The organism is Massilia sp. BAP21 (assembly GCF_057801335.1).
This window is the reverse complement of sequence record NZ_CM173596.1, coordinates 3214700-3230155: the sequence shown is the minus strand read 5'-3', so window position 1 is coordinate 3230155 and position 15456 is coordinate 3214700. Positions and strand designations below refer to the sequence as shown.

The window sequence follows — 15456 nt, the reverse complement described above, 5'->3', positions numbered from 1 at the left end:
CTCGTCTATTAAGCAGAAACGTTTATAGAGTTAACAAAGTACAACGCCCCAGATATGAGGATAATTATCGGAAGCACAAAAGCCCTGCGTGGCAAAATTCGAACCAAAAATATTGTCAAAAAAGCCGGCATTAGAAGCCACGCCCCATATGCAAAGCGATCCGAATAAGCGGCCCAACCAAACAATAAGAATGGGACCAACAAAACCATGTAAATATTGGATACATAACGGATGCGCTCGCGACTCATCTCATTTCCAGTGATTGAGTTCACAAACCACGACACAATAATAGGTATGAGCGAAAATGCCAGAAAGTCTAAACGTACTCCCCCTACATAGTCAGAGGTCTCGCCATAATCAGATACAAATGCATATACAGGCAATCCAAGCAATTCCGAAAATACTCTCACCAAATATTGCGTAAGACCAGTCGCGTACAGAAAAACAAGAATGATGAAAACTAGGCGTCGATGAGAGTGACGGATCAGCAACAATGGAATCGCACAAAGATATAGCAATGCTGAGTAATGAAAACCGATGCCGATGATACTCAACATTAAGCTAGCCAAATACTTTCGCTCAGTGATTGCCAGAATAGCCAACACTACGAAAAATGCACTCAAACCCTGTCGAATGACATTAATTTGTCCAGCCTGAAAAAATGGGGACAGAAACAGTGATGCCAAGAACAAAGAAAGGAATCGGATGTCGTATGAATGAAATCCTAATAAACGATGAAGAACAGTCGCGAGCCACAAAGCAGCTAGCAATTGAAAGATCGAAACAATTCCAAGAAAAAAAGTTTCATCGCTGCTCAGGTACGTACTAAAATGCGTCATTACTCCAAACAGCGGCTCTACCGTATCAACGACACATTCGCATGCGAGTGTTCGTTGAAACAGCGAGATATAGTTCTGAGTATCGCTCCCGATGTCTTCGCCACGGGCACCCACAATACTCGCGATCACATAAAAGCACGCAACTGCAAGTACATACAATACACGTTGCCGTGAAACAGGAAACGTTGAGTTCATCTTGGAGAAAATTTTACACCACTTTAATAACTATGACGCCTTGCGAACAAAGCTGCTTACGATCGAACGGTAGAAATATTTTGAGGTTGAATACAAAGCACCAAAAAGAAACTTGATGTCACGATTCAGTACAAATTCACGTACCCGCACGCCTGCTGCCTCTGCATATGCCAACGTCTGACCACGTGCCTGGTCTCCATGGACACGATATTCAATGAGTTGCGAGGCAATACCTGTAAATCTAATGGCGTCGGCCCTGGCAGCACGGATCCAAAGTTCGTAGTCCTCGGAAAGAAATCCGCCGCTATAGCCACGAATTTTAAGAATTGACTCCACACGCAACGCACATGCAGGATGGACGATGGGGTTCTTGTACCAAAGTTTTCGCACAATCTCATCATGCGCTAACGGCACGGTAACGGTACCGGTACGCGCGCTGTTTTGATCGATGATCATGGCCGATCCAGCCAATATGTCTGGATAATTATTCTCAACAAGCGCTTGTTTGGTTAAGGCAAGTCTTTCAGGAATCGAAATATCATCAGCATCCATACGTAGCGCATAGCCAGTCCCGATCTTATTCAACCCGTAATTAAGATTGAAAGATAGCTGTCCAATTCGCGTTCTGAACAGTCTCAATCGAGCATCCGCAAACGAATTCAAGTAATTCCAAAGTTCGTCGCTACAATTATTAGCAACAATAAAGAATTCAAAGTCCGGGTCAGTTTGATTAAGTACACTTTTGATGGCTGCATCAAGGTATGGATTATCGCGATTTACAGCCATAAGGAATGAAAATTTCACAATTTACCCTCTATGTCGTCCTGTTTGCTTTTATTATACATTTCCGCATAAGCGAACTTATGGAGAGAGCCCGTCACAAAAATCTCGCAAAAAATCGTTACTAGAATTGCTGCATCAATTCCAAATTTTGGAATTAAAATCAAATTAAGTACGATGCACAATGTAGCAGCAATAGCTTGGATTTTTATTTTTTCCTTGAGCCGGGCGCCCGATGTCAATACCGCATCTGCGCTTGATGCAAAAAAGCGCAATGGAATACAGATCGCCAGTAAAGCAACGACATGTGCCGCACTTGAAAATTTCCGTTCAAATAGCAGCCCAATCAAAAAATCTGACGAAAGGGCTACCATTATGCCGCCCAACGCACCGATTCCGAGCATTACGCCACTACCATTGAAGTAAATTGCTTGCAGCTGTGAGTGTCCACTAGCGGTCCAACGATGTAGCTTCGGAAGGAGATATTTTTGGAAAACCACACCCGGAAATAAGTAACATGCACCCAAGATGAGATAAGCCGCGTTATAAATTCCAGCGTCCTCTGTATTTGAGAGAGGCGCGAGCATGACAATGGGGCCTTGGTAGTAAACAAGGTACAAAAAACCACCAAGTCCAAACTGCCAAGACTCCTTGGCAACAGCGCCCATGGAGGGCTGATGCTTGGAATGTACGTTAGCAGGCGCAGTCCCATGCCCTTGTAATCTTAAGTTCGAATTTCCTAATGCAATAACATGAGGGATTGCCGCTACGGTAAGCAGCAACGATACGACTGAATATACTGTCGCAGCAAATCCTGTCGATAATTCAAATACTGTACCTACTAATAGCAGAAAAAATAATCGAGCGACGTTGCTGGAAACTTGCCACGCTGCGACCCCTCGGTAGTTTTCTTCCAACTGTAGTTTGCTTGAGACGATCGAAATTGCCACCTGCCCAAGAATAGTTGGGGCAACTATGAATAGCAGTAACGCATCGTTGCTGCCGGTAACATATCTGACTGATGCATATATCAGCATGACCGCGACAGCTAGAATAGTGGTTAGAAAAGTGAACATGATGATTGCGCGCCCCCACAAGAGCCCTCCCCATCCTTCATGTCCAAATATCCGCAAAATGAAGCTGTTCACACCAAGCCCTCCCAAAGGAGCGACAATAGTCGCCACCATGAAGGCCGCAGAAAATTCGCCAAACCCCTGTGGCCCTAATTTGTAGGCCAAGTAGAGGTTACACAGCAGCGCGATCCCGGCCCCGGATATACTCCCACCCCAAAGTATGCTCACTGCGCCAAGTGCGGAGCGAATTTTATGGCGATGCAAGCTTAATTTCACTTATCGAGTCTTCGGCAATTATGGAAGAAACTGCGTGCCTTAATATTTATATTGGGCATAGCGGTAACGGCCGTATTTAGAGCCAAAACCATACCCACCAATCCGCTGACGCAAGTCGTTGAAGACTACCCCGGCGACGTTATGCCCCGCTTGCGTCAGACGCTTCACGGTCTCGTCGATCTCGCCCATGGTGCTGACATCGCCGCGCACGACGCTGAAGATGGTGCCTACGTGCGGAGCGATGACTAGGCTATCCGCCACTGCCAGGACCGGCGCGGTGTCGATGACGATCAGATCGTACTGGGACGACAGCTCTTCCAGCAGCGCCTGGAAATTGGCATGTTCGAGCAATTCCGATGGCTGCGGTGGCAGGATACCGGTCGACAGGAAATCGAGTTTCTCAACAACGTTCCGATGCACCGTCTCTTCAAAGGTACGCTCGTGCGAAATCACTTCCGATAGCCCGCTCTTCCGGTCCAGGCCGAAATAACGCTGCAAATAACCCTTGCGCAGGTCACCGTCGATCAGCAGTACCTTTTTACCGGCAGAGGCGAGAACTGCAGCAAAATTGACCGAGACGAAGGACTTGCCGACACCCGGCGTCGGGCCGGTAATCATTACAATCCTGTTCTTCGCTCCGAGCATCGAGAACTGCAGCGCGGTGCGGAAGCTGCGCAGGCTCTCGACGGCGAGGTCAGTCGGATCGTCCTTTGCGAGTACCGACACTTTCTTTGCGCCTGCATTCATTTCGCTGATGAGCGCTTCCTGTTTTACGCTGTGTGGAATCGCGGCACTGATGGTCAATCCCAGCATGCGCTCGATCTCGCTTGGGTCTTCGATGCCGCCAAAGAAGGTACGGCGTGCGAAAGCGCATGCTACGCCGAGCACTAGCCCAGCAATCAGCGCGCTGCCGACGATTAACGCGCGTTGCGGACGTACAGGGCGCAGTGGCATGACCGCTTCGTCGAGCAAACGAACATTGCCAACCTTGCTCGCCTTGACTAGCTTCAGCTGCTGCGCGCTGTTGAGCAGCGACGTATATAGCTCGGTATTTACCTTGATGTCCCGGGTCAGGCGAAGCACGTCCTGCTCGATGGCCGGCATCTTCTTGATGCGTGTATTGACTGCCCCAATCTCGGCATTCAAGGTACGCATTTGTTCGTCCACGGCCTTGACCAGCGGATTTGCCGGCTGATAACGGGTTAGCAGTTCATCGCGTTTTTGCTTGAGCTCGACAAGCTTTGTCTGCGATAACACGGATTGCTGGAGAATCGACTTGGCCTCTTCGCCCAGGTCAACCGTCCCGCGGTTGTTACGCATCGCGTTGTATGTCGCTTCTGCTTGCTCGAGATTGCGCTTGAGTTCCGGCAGTTGCTTTTCCAGGAAGATCAGCGATTTTTCCGCTTCAGCCGATTTTCGCTCGACGTTTTGGCGGAGGTACTCGCGGCCAATCTCGTTCAGAGTAAGCGTGGTCCTGGCGCGGTCGCTACCCTCGAGCGAGATGCCGATAATGCCGGACTGCTTGCCGCGTTCCGCAATCATCAGCGACTTCTGCAACTGTTCGACAGTTTGCAGAACCGGCTCACGCACGATTCGGAACTGTGCTCCTGCCTTTGCTTGCAGCTGATCAATGTGAAGCTTGATGTCACCGTCCGGAGTCTTCAGCGAGAGCGTTTCGCCAACGCGGCCGGTGCCGGCAATACCGGATTCGTCATGTGCAATGGAGTAAGCGCCATTCTCCCCTGCAGTCAAGACAAAGGTTTCGCCTTCGAAGCGGACCGGAATCGCGAACGTCGATACAGCGATGTCTTCCGATCCCCAAGTGAAGTTGCCCATGCCAAACAGGCCAGGTTCGGTAAGACCCGTCGTCCGGCGTGCGACCCAATCACCGAAGATCGGGAAACGCTTCGGTTCGGCCGTCAAATCCAGCTGTGCGTTCGTTACAGCGTGCGTGATGACGTAACGCGAACGCAGAATCTCGATTTCCGCCGTTGCCGCCGATTTCATTTCGAACGCATTCGCCAGATCGCCTAACAGCATGCCGGATGAACCGGAGCCGTCTTCAACCTGTACCAGGATGTTCGACTGATAGACCGGAGTTGCGATAACCGAATATGTCGCGCCGAGAATGGTGACGATCAGTGCCACGATCGCAATCAGCCACCGATTCTCGACGACGAGATCAATATACGAAGCCAGATCGATCGAATCGTCCTCCTGCTCGACGCCCTGGCTAGGGTTCATTACGTTGGTTACTGCCGGTTTATTCATGGGAACTCGGAATAGTCGAATCTATGGAGAGCAGCGGCGAATCGCCGTCAGCCAATCTGCTTGATCTGCCCTGCCCACACCTGCACGCCGTCGGCGATCAGGCGGTAAGCGTTACGGAAGCTGTCGATCCCCTCGCGGTACGGATCGGGGATATCCACGCCGGCCGCTTCGGCCAGGCGAAAGACCTTGCCGCGGGCGCCGCGGAACTGGCTTTCGATGTGCTGTTTCTGCTCCGTATCCATGACGAAGATGACATCGGCGTCGCTCACCAGCGATTGGGAAATCTGCTGGGCCACGTGACCGTTGAGGTCGATGCCCTGCTCGGCCATCAGCGCGATCGAATGCGGATCGGCGCCCTTGCCTACCAGCGCGCCAAGGCCGGCGGAACGGACAATACGGCCCGGCAGTGCTTGCTGGAGCAGCACTTCGGCCATCGGGCTACGGCAGATGTTGCCAATGCAAACGACAAGAATGTTATTCATCGGTTGATCTGCCCCACGGAAGTGGCCGCCGTCGCAGCGGTCGGCAGGATGAGGTTCACGATGCGGTTGTAGCGCGCCAGGCCGGCGGCATCCACGTACACCACGTCTTTCGGATTGAGTTCGAAGCCCTCGGCCATGGCCAGCGCCACCGGCGAGCCGGCGTCGAGGTTGTAGACGGTCGGTTCGGACAGGTTTGCGCCGCGGATCACGTACACCTGGCGTGCCGAGCTGCTCAGCTGGTTCAGGCCGCCGGCTTCGCCGAGTGCGGCGGCCAGGGTGAGCTTGCCGTTGTTCATTGGCAGCGCCGACGGACGGTTGACCTCGCCCAGTACGTAGACCTTGCTTTCGTCGCGGCTCGGCACGCGCACCACGTCGCCGGAGGCCAGCATCAGGCGCGACATGTCGGCGCCCTGGCGCACCAGCTGCGGAACGTTCACCGGATAAGTGATGCCCTTGCGCGCCACGATCACCTGGCTCTGGTCGGCTGTCGGTAGGAAGCCGCCGGCACGGCTCACGCCTTCGAGCAGCGTCATCGGCACATCGTCGATGGCCTGGCTGCCGGGCGCCTTGACGTCGCCGTCGATATAAATCTTCTTGCTGCGGTAGGCAAGCACGCGCAGGGTCAGGTCGGGGTTCTTGATCGATTCGATCAGGCGCTTGGACAGCAGGCTGCGCGCCTCCAGTTCGGTCAGGCCGGCAACCTTGATCGGGCCGACGTAAGGGAACTGGATCATGCCCTGGCTATCGACCACGAAGGCGGCCGGCGACTGGGCGCCCGAGCTCGACAGGGCCTGGGCGCCGGTGGCGGCGATGTTCAGCTCAGGGTGGTTCCAGACCAGGATCGACAACAGGTCGCCGGCGCCGATCACGTAAGGGCGCGCATCGCCGAACAGGGCTTGCACGCGTTGATCCGCGTTCTGCTCCCTGGCCGTGCGCTCTTCCTGGATCAGGTCGGGTGTGATCAGCTTGATGACGGGTTCCGGCATCGGCGCGGAATGGGTGCTCGGAACGCGATCGACGTCGATGCGCATGCCTGGCTCCATGTTGGCGCAGGCGGTAACGAAAAGAGGAAGCATGGCGATGAAGCTGATGCGCTTCAATGCCCTGGGGAGGGTGACTGACATCGATTTTTCCGGTGACTCGGCAGGCGTACGTTTCGAATGCTGGCTTGTGTTTTGTATGCGACTTTTACCAGCGTATTGACGCAACGCATGAGACAGGAAAAGACGACTTCAACCAACAGGTTCGCATTGTACACATGGGTATTTCCTCAGTCCAAGCTTTCCCCGGGGAACTCAAAACCGTGTAAATGCGAAAAAATCTACTACAAATTCCTTTTTTTCAATGTGAATTTCCTTGGGCTTCTCGGCAGTGTGAATTTTCACATTTCCAAAATCTTATCGATGAGCCTGCTCTCCTATGAGAAATTGAAGAAGCAGTAAAAAATGGTTGAAAAGAATGAACTATTGTTTTAATGCAATTCTCACAAAATGTAACAAGATGATCCGAATGGGTTGACGGTGGAATTGTTGCTTTTTGTCGTCAACGAGTTCGCTCTCTCGACAAGGAATTTCCAAATCTATATTGAGCACACTCAAACGTCAGCTTGCGTAAGTACAGCAGACTCAATGGTTACTGTATGGCACTAATTCGGAGGTAACCGACATGTTCTTTTCCCGCTCGCTTACAATACTCCTGGCAATGTTCCTGGCCCGGCCTGCCTGTGCACAGACCAAGTCCCAGATCGATGCGCTCAAGGCCGCTCTCGAACTACAGATCTACCAGGCTACGGCGGATGCGTTGATGGTCCAGCGTGAAGCACAGGCGCGTGCAGCCGCCGCCGAAGCCGAACGCGCCGAAGTGCTGGCTCGCCTGCCGCCGGCTTCGAGCGAAGCCCTGCGCGGCGAAACGAATGTGACGAAGTTCGGCGCCGCTGGCCTGGTCAAGGCCTTTGACCTGGCGCAAGAACTGGCTGTCGAGGTGTGCACTGCCCTGCCCGCCGGCGAACGCGTAGCCGTCTATGAGGCCGGCACCGCCCAGGGCGTACTGGCAGCGCGCCTGGTGCAGGATGCACTGGTGCGCCATGCGGCCGACCTGGCCGAGCGCAACCGTGAGCTCGACCGCGTCATCGCTGCCCGCGCGCCGCAGAAGTTCGATGCGGGCGGCGCTCTTGCGATCGGCCTGACGGTGGTGCCGGCCACGCTGCGCGCCGCTGCCGACCTGGCCGCTCTCTTCAAGTCGGATGTCAGCGCCGCCGGTATTGCCTATGGCGACGGCGCGCGCGGCATGTTCGTCACCGCGCTGCAGCAGCACTGTCCGGACCGCATCGGCGGGCTCGGTTCCGGCTATCTTGGCGAGCTCGACGGTAAGGGGTACGACACCCTGCTCGGCAGGGTGCGTGCGCTGGTGGCCGAGCGCGGCGGACTGGCGAACCGGATCGTGATCGTCGGCCGGCTGGCCGACGCGGCCAAGGGCGAGGAGAAGAAGAACCTGGCCGCCCTGGAGACCGCCGGCGCCTCCCTGCTGAAGACGGTCGACGCCTTTGTCGAATCGCTCAAGGCCGGCGAGGCGGGGGACAAAAGCCCCCTGTTCAACGCCGCCCGCTATCTCGGCTATGCGCAACGCACCAGTGGCCTGCGCGTGCTCGACCTCGACCTGCGGCTGGAGGGCATGACGATCGTGAAAGACAATCTGTTTACCGGGCAGAAGCTGCGCCTGTCCGGCGTCGCCTTCCTGTGGTACCGGTTACACGAGCCGGATGGCACGGTGCGGGTGGCGAAGACGATGCGCAGGATGGCACGGCCGGTGGAAGTGGACCTGCGCGGGGATGGGGTGGGCGGCGAGTTCTGGGGAGGGGCACGCTAGCCGCATGCGGCGCCGGCTGCATGCGGCCCGCCCGCAAGGGGAGCGCGATTCTCGTGCGCTCCCCTGCCCGCCTGCCGTCAGAAGGTGCCGAGCACCCCGAAGCCGACCGAGCGCTGGAAGTAGTTGTAGTCGATCAGGCTCTGGCCATAGCCGGCAAAGACCTGGGCATAGCCTTTCAGGTTGCCCGCCAGCGGGAAGGCCCAGCCGGCCTGGATCGCACCCTTGTCGGTGTGGAAGTTATAACGCAGCGTGGACGAATAGATGTGGCCCTCGCGGCGGTAGGCCAGCGCCAGGTCGCCGCGGCCCATGTAGTCGACGATGTCCGGATTGTCGTCGTCGCTTTCGTTGAGGCGTTTCCAGACGCGCGCGGTGGCCGAGAAGCCGTCCTTTTCCACGCCCAACTGGGCATAGAAGCGGTTCCAGCTGCGCGACAGCGTGCCGGATTGGCCGTTCGACTGGTGCACGAAGCCGAGGCCGGCGAAGCGCAGGTCGACGCCGCCCAGGTTCAGCGCCAGCGGCGTGATCGCCATGACCTCCGGCTGGTAATTGGTTTCGCGGAAGGGGCTAGAGGCCTTGCTGTTCGCTGCCTGCCAGAAGCTGTTCTGGGTATAGCCGAACCAGAGGTCGACCGGCTTGCCAAAAGCGCCCTCGATCATCTTCATCTTGAAGCTCAGCTGAAAAGCCAGCTCGGCCTTCGACAGATCGGCATCGTCGTTCAGTTCGCGGTAAGGCGCATACGGCGCCTCGTTCGGGCGGTAGCTACGGGTGGCGATCAGGTAGCTCGCGTAGTGCGGGCGAAACTTGAAGACACCGCGGCGGTAGGGGCCGTCGAGCTCCCAATGGTCGAGCTGGCTGAACTTGGCGCTGCTTTCGGCGGAAGGCTGGGCCGTGACCACGGGCACGGTCGCGGCCGGGGTGCCGTCCGCCGGGTTCACCACCACCGCCGCCTCGGTGCGCGGGGCGGGAATCGCGGCCAGGGTATCGAAGCAGGCCAGGCGCGCGGTGCTGTCCTGGATGTTGGCGCAGTCGGCCAGGACTTTCGGTGTGTCCTGGGCATGGGCGCCGGCGGCGCAGATCAGGGGCAGCGTGAGCAGGAAGGGTCGGAATGGAAGCGGCATCTGGAGCTGAAACGAAATCAACGGTTGCAAAAAGGCGTCGTCGCGTCCGTCAGCGCAAGCTCGCGCCGACCACGATCTGACGCGAGTCAATACAAGTTTGCAAGAAGTTCAGATTTATTGTCGCACGGTAGGGTGGTCGGCTATACCGGGCAAGAAGAACAGCCGCATCGTGAGCGCCGCCCACGCGTTCAACCCACGTCCGCAATACTGCGGCCTATATCGAAGCCCAAGCGTTCATACCACGTCCACGGTACTGCAGCCTATATCGAAGCCCACGCGTTCAACCCACGTCTGCAGTACTGCGGCCTGTATCGAAGCCCACGCGTTCAACCCACGTCCGCGATACTGCGGCCTATATCGAAGCCCACGCGTCACCGCAGCCTCACATGTTCAACCCACGCCCGCAGTACTGCGGCCTATATCGAAGCCCACGCGTCACCGCAGCCTCACATCAACCAGCCGGCACCAGCAAATCCAGCTGCTCCCGCTCCAGGAAGCACCACTCCCCCTCCTTCAGCCCCAGCGCTTCCAGCGTCAACCCGCCGATCGCCGAGCGGTGCAGCGCGCTGCAGTGGTTACCGGCTGCGGCCAGCATGCGCTTGACCTGGTGGTACTTGCCCTGCTCGAGCACGATTTCCAGCTGATGGTCGCCGCGCTGCACGCAGGACACGGCCTTCAGCGGCGCCGGCTCGTCGTGCAATTGCACGCCGGTCAGCAATTGCTCGACCAGCTCGGCCGTGACCGGCTCGGCCGTGGTGGCCTGGTAGATCTTCGGCACGTGACGCTTGGGCGAGGACTGGGCGTGGATGAAGGGGCCGTCGTCGGACATCAGCAGCAAGCCGGTGGTGTCGTGGTCGAGGCGGCCGACCGGCTGCACTTCGCGCCAGCCGAACTGTTCCGGCAGCAGGGTCAGCACGCCCGGGTGGTGGCTGGGTTTGCGTGAACATTCGAAGTTTGCCGGCTTGTACAAGGCAATATAGACATGCTCGCGGTAGACCCATTCTTCGTCGAACACGGTCAGCACCAGGCCGGCGGTGTCGATCGTGGCCTTGTAGTTGTCTTCGATGACGCCGTTCACGGCAACGTCGCCGTCTTCGATCAGGGCGCGGCAATACTTGCGGGTACCAAAACCCTGCGATTGCAGGATACGGTCCAGGGATAATTTACTCATGGGCGAGACTGTACCAGATGGCCCATGCGCGGCAAAGGCCGGAGAAATTACTACCCGGATAAAGATGAGGCGCTCGTTTGAGCTAGATCAATCGGAGCAGACCAACCATTGATAGACTTCAACTCCATTAGGAATCGGCCTAACGCAACCGGCGGAATTGATGAGGGATGCGGTAGGAATAACCAGCAGGCTACTCAGAGGATGACGATAATGCAACCAGTGAAAATTACCCAGGACAATGTCCACCCAGTTGCGCCGGCATCGGTGAAAGCGATGCGCCTGTCGCTGGCGCGTTCGCACACGGTCATGTTCCCGACCCGCCTCGCGTTTGCCCGCTGGACCCGCGGCGGCAATGTTCCCCACCTGCATGGCCAGACGGACGCGCCCCTGCGCGCCGCCTGGTTTGCCCGCGCCCAGCGCGATTTCCAGTCCTGGCTCGAAGCCGGCGGCTTCGTCCAGCACGACGACGGCACATCCCTGCTCCACGCAGTCGAATCCGACGACGCCCGCGCCTGAATTCCTGCTCTCGACGTCCTCCACAAAAGAAAACGACGGCTTGCACCGTCGTTTTCACTTCCCCTGGAGGGCAGGTGGTGTGAGGAATAGAATTCTCTCAAATACCGCACGCATGCGGTGCGAGCGTCAACGAATGAAACATTGCGAACAGGTTGGCACTTGTTATTGGTCGCCCTCCCTGGAAAGAACCACGAAGTCCACTATAGGACACTTTGCGGAACTTTCAAGGAGCAATTGAGTAAGATCAGTTCAATCCGGGATCGCTTCCATCCGAACCGGTGCCCACCTTACTTCAGTTGCGGCAACACCGTGTGCGACATGGTCTTCACCGCGCCCTCGCCCACCGAGGCGCCGAATTTCTTCAGCACCCGCTCCGGCAAGCCTTCGTGGGCCGTGTAGTCGACGATGTCCTCGGCCTTCACGATGTCGCGCGCTACGGTGTCGACCGTGCCGAAGCCGTCGGCCAGGCCCATGTCCACCGCCTTGGCGCCGGTCCAGTACAGGCCGGAGAAGGTTTCCGGAGTTTCCTTCAGGCGCGCTCCGCGGCCGGCGCGCACCACCGAGATGAATTGCTGGTGGATTTCGTTCAGCATTTCCTGCGCATGCTCGCGGTGCTTCTCCGACTGCGGGCTGAAGGGGTCGAGGAAACCCTTGTTGGCGCCGGCCGTCATCAGGCGCCGTTCGACGCCCAGCTTTTCCATGGTGCCGGTAAAGCCGAAGCTGTCCATCAGCACGCCCACCGAGCCGACGATGCTGGCCTTGTTGACGTAGATCTTGTCGGCCGCGGCGGCTATGTAATACCCGCCCGAGGCGCAGATTTCGTCGACCACCACGTACAGCGGCTTGTCCGGATAACCCTTTTTCAGGCGCAGGATCTCGTCCACGATGATGCCGGCCTGGACCGGGCTGCCGCCGGGGCTGTCGATGCGCATCACCACCGCCGCCGAGCCGGCGTCGGCAAAGGCCTTGTTCAGCGAAGGAATCACATTGTCGGCGGAACCGCTGCCTTCTGCTTCGATCTCGCCGTTAATTTCGATAAGGGCCGTATGGCGGCCGAGGTTTTCATCGTCGCTGCCGAAGCTCAATCCGAGGTAGGTCCAGAGGCCGACGATGAGCACCAGCAAAAAGGCGAGCCGGAAGAAGATGCTCCAGCGCCGCGCCGCGCGCCGCTCCTTGATCGTGGCGAAGACGAGCGTCTCCAGGGTTTCGCGTTCCCAGTTGCTTGCGGTCGGGTTGGCTGCCAGCCGGCTTTCGCCATCGTTCCTGATGTTGTCGCTCATAAGCAGTCGATAAAGTTAAGGGCGTGCGCTTGTCCAGTCCATCATGCCGGCGCGCCGATGCGCTCGTCGGGTTGCCACAACACCTGGCCGTCGGCTTCGCGCACGGCAATTGCTCGCAGGCGCGCTCCGCGGCAAGGCCCGCCCGCGCAGACGCCGGTCTCGGGGCGGTAGACGGCGCCGTGCGTGGCGCACATCAGGAATTCGCCGCTCGACTCGAAGAACTGGCCTTTTACCCAGTCGAGCTCGGTAGGCACGTGGGCGCAGCGGTTCAGGTAAGCATAGACCTGGCCGCCGAAGCGTACTACGAAGCCGGTTGCCGGGTCGCCAAAGGCGCGCACCGGGAAGCGCACGCCCTGGCCGCCGTCGACCAGGTCGTGCGAATCGCAGATGAACACTTCCATCATGCGTTCTCGGCCAGCCAGGCGTGCAGCTCGACCGCGGTTTTCGCGGAAAACACCGGATGGCAGGCCAGCAGCTGGTCGACCGGATGGGCGCCGTATTCGACCGCGATGCCGGCGGCGCCCGCGTTGTTCGCCATCAGCAAATCGTGGGTGGTGTCACCGATCATTACCGTGCGGCGCATGTCCTGGCCCAGTTCGCGCGTGAGTTCCTGCAGCATGGCCGGATGCGGCTTCGAGAAGGTTTCGTCGGCGCAGCGGGTGGCATCGAACATCGACAGCAGCCCGGCCGCGTTCAGTGCCCGGTTCAGGCCCACCCGGCTCTTGCCCGTGGCCACCGCCAGGAAGTATCCCTGCTGGGAAAGTTCGGCCAACATCTCGCGAACGCCCTTGAACAGCACCAGTTCGTGGTCTTTTGTGAGGAAGTGGTGGCGGTAGCGCTCGACCATGCGCGGGTACATCGCCGGCTCCATGTCGGGCACGGCCACCTGCATGGCTTCGGGCAGGGCCAGGCCGATGACGTGCGAGGCCGCCTCGTCGCTCGGCACCGGCAGGCCGACGTCGCGCGCCGCCGCCTGGATGCACTTGACGATGGCGGCCGTGCTGTCCATCAGCGTGCCGTCCCAGTCGAACACGATCAGATCAAATTGCTTTCTTGCCATTGCTCCCGGACGTGCCGGCTCCTGTGATTATTCTTAACCCGTAGGGTGGACGGCTTGCCATTCAGTCCCCCGGACTGAATGACTCCACGGGTCGATTGTTACCGTTCATTCATTCGTGCACGTTGCGTTTCACACCCTGCGCAGCCGCGCACGCGTGCTGAACGCGTGGAAGGCAGAGCCTTCCACCCTACGCCGGTATCCACACGGTCCAACATCAATTCATCGGCTGACCCAAGCTTACCAAGAAACGGTCGCACTCGGCAGGCAGCGGTGCCTGCAGCGTCATCTTTGCTCCGGTATCCGGGTGCGTGAAGGTGATTTTATAGGCGTGCAGGAACATCCTGCGCAGCGCACCGCGCTTGTCCGTGGCTTTCTGCAACTGCTTGTTGAGTGCGAAATCGCCGTATTTCTCGTCACCCAGGATGGGGAAGCCCGACGAAGCCAGGTGAACGCGGATCTGGTGCGTGCGCCCGGTCTTCAGCTCGGCTTCCAGCAGGGCGAACTCCGGCCACTTGCGCAGCAGGCTGAACACCGTGTGCGATTCCATGCCGCCGGCCTGCACCACCACGCGGCGCTCGCCGTCCGGTGTGCTGTATTTATGCAAGGGCAACTTCACGTGCTGGCGCTTGTTGACCCAGTCGCCGGTGACGGCCGCCAGGTAGCGCTTGTCGGTGTGGCCGTCGCGCATTTGCTCGTGCAAATTGGTGAGCGCCGAACGCTTCTTGGCCAGCAGCAGCAGCCCCGAGGTTTCGCGGTCGAGGCGGTGCACCAGTTCCAGGAACTTGGCGTCGGGACGCGCCGCGCGCAGTTGCTCGATCACGCCATAGGACACGCCCGAGCCGCCATGCACGGCCACGCCGGCCGGCTTGTCGATCACGAGCAGGTGGTTGTCTTCGTGCACGATGCGGAATTCGGCGCCCGGCACCGGAGCCGCGCTCGCCTTTTCGGCAATCCGGATCGGCGGAATGCGCACCAGGTCGCCCGCTTCCAGGCGGTAGAGCTGGTCGATACGCCCCTTGTTGACCCGCACCTCGCCCGAGCGCAGGATACGGTAGATATGGCTTTTCGGTACGCCCTTGCACACGCGTAGCAGGTAATTATCGATACGCTGGCCGGCTTCTTCTTCGGTGATGGTGACGAAACTTGCTGCTAACGCCTGTGATGAAGGGGGAACAACATCATTTTGCATCTTCATTTGCCCTGTCTTCCCAGAAATTCTCTCTAAGTCCTTCATTTTGAATATATAATCGACAGGCGGCGGTGAAACCTCTGCAGGTGTAAGAATTAAAACGATATTTTACACAGGGGCGCGTTCCATCGGCCCCGCTGACAGCAAATTCGATGGAAAAAACGTGTACGCACATTCCTGCGTGGATCAGGGTTGCACCGCAGTTGTAATCGGATCACGCGCAGGAGTGCCGGATTGGATTGTTTGGAACTGTAAGGATAAGTACCGGCAAGCCTGTGTATTGCAGGCTCGCCGGTTGATGGTGTCGATAACGCTTGTCGTTCGCCCGACCTGATGTAGGC

General features: G+C 57.8%; 14 protein-coding genes. 2 read left to right on the top strand and 12 right to left on the bottom strand.

Annotation, left to right across the window (positions count from 1 at the left end; translation table 11 throughout):
- Positions 1–8: 8 nt before the first annotated feature.
- The 6 genes from ACWYRN_RS14185 to ACWYRN_RS14160 all read right to left on the bottom strand — a co-directional run bounded on the left by ACWYRN_RS14185 (position 9) and on the right by ACWYRN_RS14160 (position 7040).
- A complete protein-coding gene (locus ACWYRN_RS14185; RefSeq protein ID WP_488688215.1) occupies positions 9–968 on the bottom strand; it encodes an EpsG family protein in 960 nt (319 codons plus the stop codon).
- A 96-nt stretch (positions 969–1064) separates the two neighbouring features.
- Positions 1065–1838 carry a glycosyltransferase gene (locus ACWYRN_RS14180; protein ID WP_488688213.1) on the bottom strand — a complete coding sequence of 258 codons (774 nt, stop codon included), beginning with the start codon at positions 1836–1838 and terminating at the stop codon, positions 1065–1067.
- Positions 1835–3163, bottom strand: a complete 1329-nt coding sequence (locus tag ACWYRN_RS14175) for an oligosaccharide flippase family protein (RefSeq protein WP_488688211.1) — start codon at positions 3161–3163, stop codon at positions 1835–1837. The genes ACWYRN_RS14180 and ACWYRN_RS14175 overlap by 4 nt, the downstream gene beginning before the upstream one ends.
- A 39-nt stretch (positions 3164–3202) precedes the next feature.
- Entirely contained in the window at positions 3203–5434 is a 2232-nt protein-coding gene (locus tag ACWYRN_RS14170) for a polysaccharide biosynthesis tyrosine autokinase (RefSeq protein WP_488688209.1), read from the bottom strand.
- Positions 5435–5481: 47 nt separating this feature from the next.
- Positions 5482–5916 carry a low molecular weight protein-tyrosine-phosphatase gene (locus tag ACWYRN_RS14165; protein WP_488688207.1) on the bottom strand — a complete coding sequence of 145 codons (435 nt, stop codon included), beginning with the start codon at positions 5914–5916 and terminating at the stop codon, positions 5482–5484.
- Complete coding sequence (locus ACWYRN_RS14160) at positions 5913–7040, bottom strand: polysaccharide biosynthesis/export family protein (protein WP_488688205.1); 1128 nt, start codon at positions 7038–7040, stop codon at positions 5913–5915. Before ACWYRN_RS14160 ends, ACWYRN_RS14165 begins: the two co-directional genes overlap by 4 nt.
- Positions 7041–7581: 541 nt before the next feature.
- On the opposite strand from ACWYRN_RS14160, the gene ACWYRN_RS14155 reads away from it, so the two are divergent.
- Positions 7582–8781, top strand: coding sequence for a hypothetical protein (locus ACWYRN_RS14155; RefSeq protein ID WP_488688204.1), 1200 nt, complete (start codon positions 7582–7584; stop codon positions 8779–8781).
- Positions 8782–8858: 77 nt separating this feature from the next.
- Here the strand turns inward: ACWYRN_RS14155 and ACWYRN_RS14150 are convergent, their stop codons facing one another.
- Together ACWYRN_RS14150 and ACWYRN_RS14145 are read right to left on the bottom strand one after the other, a co-directional pair.
- Entirely contained in the window at positions 8859–9899 is a 1041-nt protein-coding gene (locus ACWYRN_RS14150) for a phospholipase A (RefSeq protein ID WP_488688203.1), read from the bottom strand.
- A gap of 451 nt (positions 9900–10350) precedes the next feature.
- Complete coding sequence (locus tag ACWYRN_RS14145) at positions 10351–11070, bottom strand: pseudouridine synthase (RefSeq protein WP_488688201.1); 720 nt, start codon at positions 11068–11070, stop codon at positions 10351–10353.
- Between the two features lie 210 nt (positions 11071–11280).
- On the opposite strand from ACWYRN_RS14145, the gene ACWYRN_RS14140 reads away from it, so the two are divergent.
- Complete coding sequence (locus ACWYRN_RS14140) at positions 11281–11586, top strand: hypothetical protein (protein ID WP_488688200.1); 306 nt, start codon at positions 11281–11283, stop codon at positions 11584–11586.
- 287 nt (positions 11587–11873) lie between these two features.
- Here ACWYRN_RS14140 and ACWYRN_RS14135 read toward each other — a convergent pair whose 3' ends face one another.
- From ACWYRN_RS14135 to ACWYRN_RS14120, 4 genes are all read right to left on the bottom strand, one after another.
- A complete protein-coding gene (locus ACWYRN_RS14135; RefSeq protein WP_488688198.1) occupies positions 11874–12866 on the bottom strand; it encodes a S49 family peptidase in 993 nt (330 codons plus the stop codon).
- Between the two features lie 41 nt (positions 12867–12907).
- Entirely contained in the window at positions 12908–13270 is a 363-nt protein-coding gene (locus ACWYRN_RS14130; protein ID WP_488688196.1) for a Rieske (2Fe-2S) protein, read from the bottom strand.
- Positions 13267–13926, bottom strand: coding sequence for an HAD-IIIA family hydrolase (locus ACWYRN_RS14125; RefSeq protein ID WP_488688194.1), 660 nt, complete (start codon positions 13924–13926; stop codon positions 13267–13269). Before ACWYRN_RS14125 ends, ACWYRN_RS14130 begins: the two co-directional genes overlap by 4 nt.
- Positions 13927–14140: 214 nt before the next feature.
- On the bottom strand, positions 14141–15121 hold the full coding sequence (locus ACWYRN_RS14120; RefSeq protein WP_488688193.1) for an RluA family pseudouridine synthase: 981 nt from the start codon (positions 15119–15121) through the stop codon (positions 14141–14143).
- Positions 15122–15456: the final 335 nt, after the last annotated feature.

Coding starts and splice junctions, on each gene's coding strand:
- ACWYRN_RS14165 (WP_488688207.1), bottom strand. CDS start 5,916: ATGAATAACATTCTTGTCGTTTGCATTGGCAACATCTGCCGTAGCCCG.
- ACWYRN_RS14135 (WP_488688198.1), bottom strand. CDS start 12,866: ATGAGCGACAACATCAGGAACGATGGCGAAAGCCGGCTGGCAGCCAAC.
- ACWYRN_RS14130 (WP_488688196.1), bottom strand. CDS start 13,270: ATGATGGAAGTGTTCATCTGCGATTCGCACGACCTGGTCGACGGCGGC.
- ACWYRN_RS14125 (WP_488688194.1), bottom strand. CDS start 13,926: ATGGCAAGAAAGCAATTTGATCTGATCGTGTTCGACTGGGACGGCACG.
- ACWYRN_RS14160 (WP_488688205.1), bottom strand. CDS start 7,040: ATGTCAGTCACCCTCCCCAGGGCATTGAAGCGCATCAGCTTCATCGCC.
- ACWYRN_RS14120 (WP_488688193.1), bottom strand. CDS start 15,121: ATGAAGATGCAAAATGATGTTGTTCCCCCTTCATCACAGGCGTTAGCA.
- ACWYRN_RS14170 (WP_488688209.1), bottom strand. CDS start 5,434: ATGAATAAACCGGCAGTAACCAACGTAATGAACCCTAGCCAGGGCGTC.
- ACWYRN_RS14145 (WP_488688201.1), bottom strand. CDS start 11,070: ATGAGTAAATTATCCCTGGACCGTATCCTGCAATCGCAGGGTTTTGGT.
- ACWYRN_RS14150 (WP_488688203.1), bottom strand. CDS start 9,899: ATGCCGCTTCCATTCCGACCCTTCCTGCTCACGCTGCCCCTGATCTGC.
- ACWYRN_RS14155 (WP_488688204.1), top strand. CDS start 7,582: ATGTTCTTTTCCCGCTCGCTTACAATACTCCTGGCAATGTTCCTGGCC.
- ACWYRN_RS14140 (WP_488688200.1), top strand. CDS start 11,281: ATGCAACCAGTGAAAATTACCCAGGACAATGTCCACCCAGTTGCGCCG.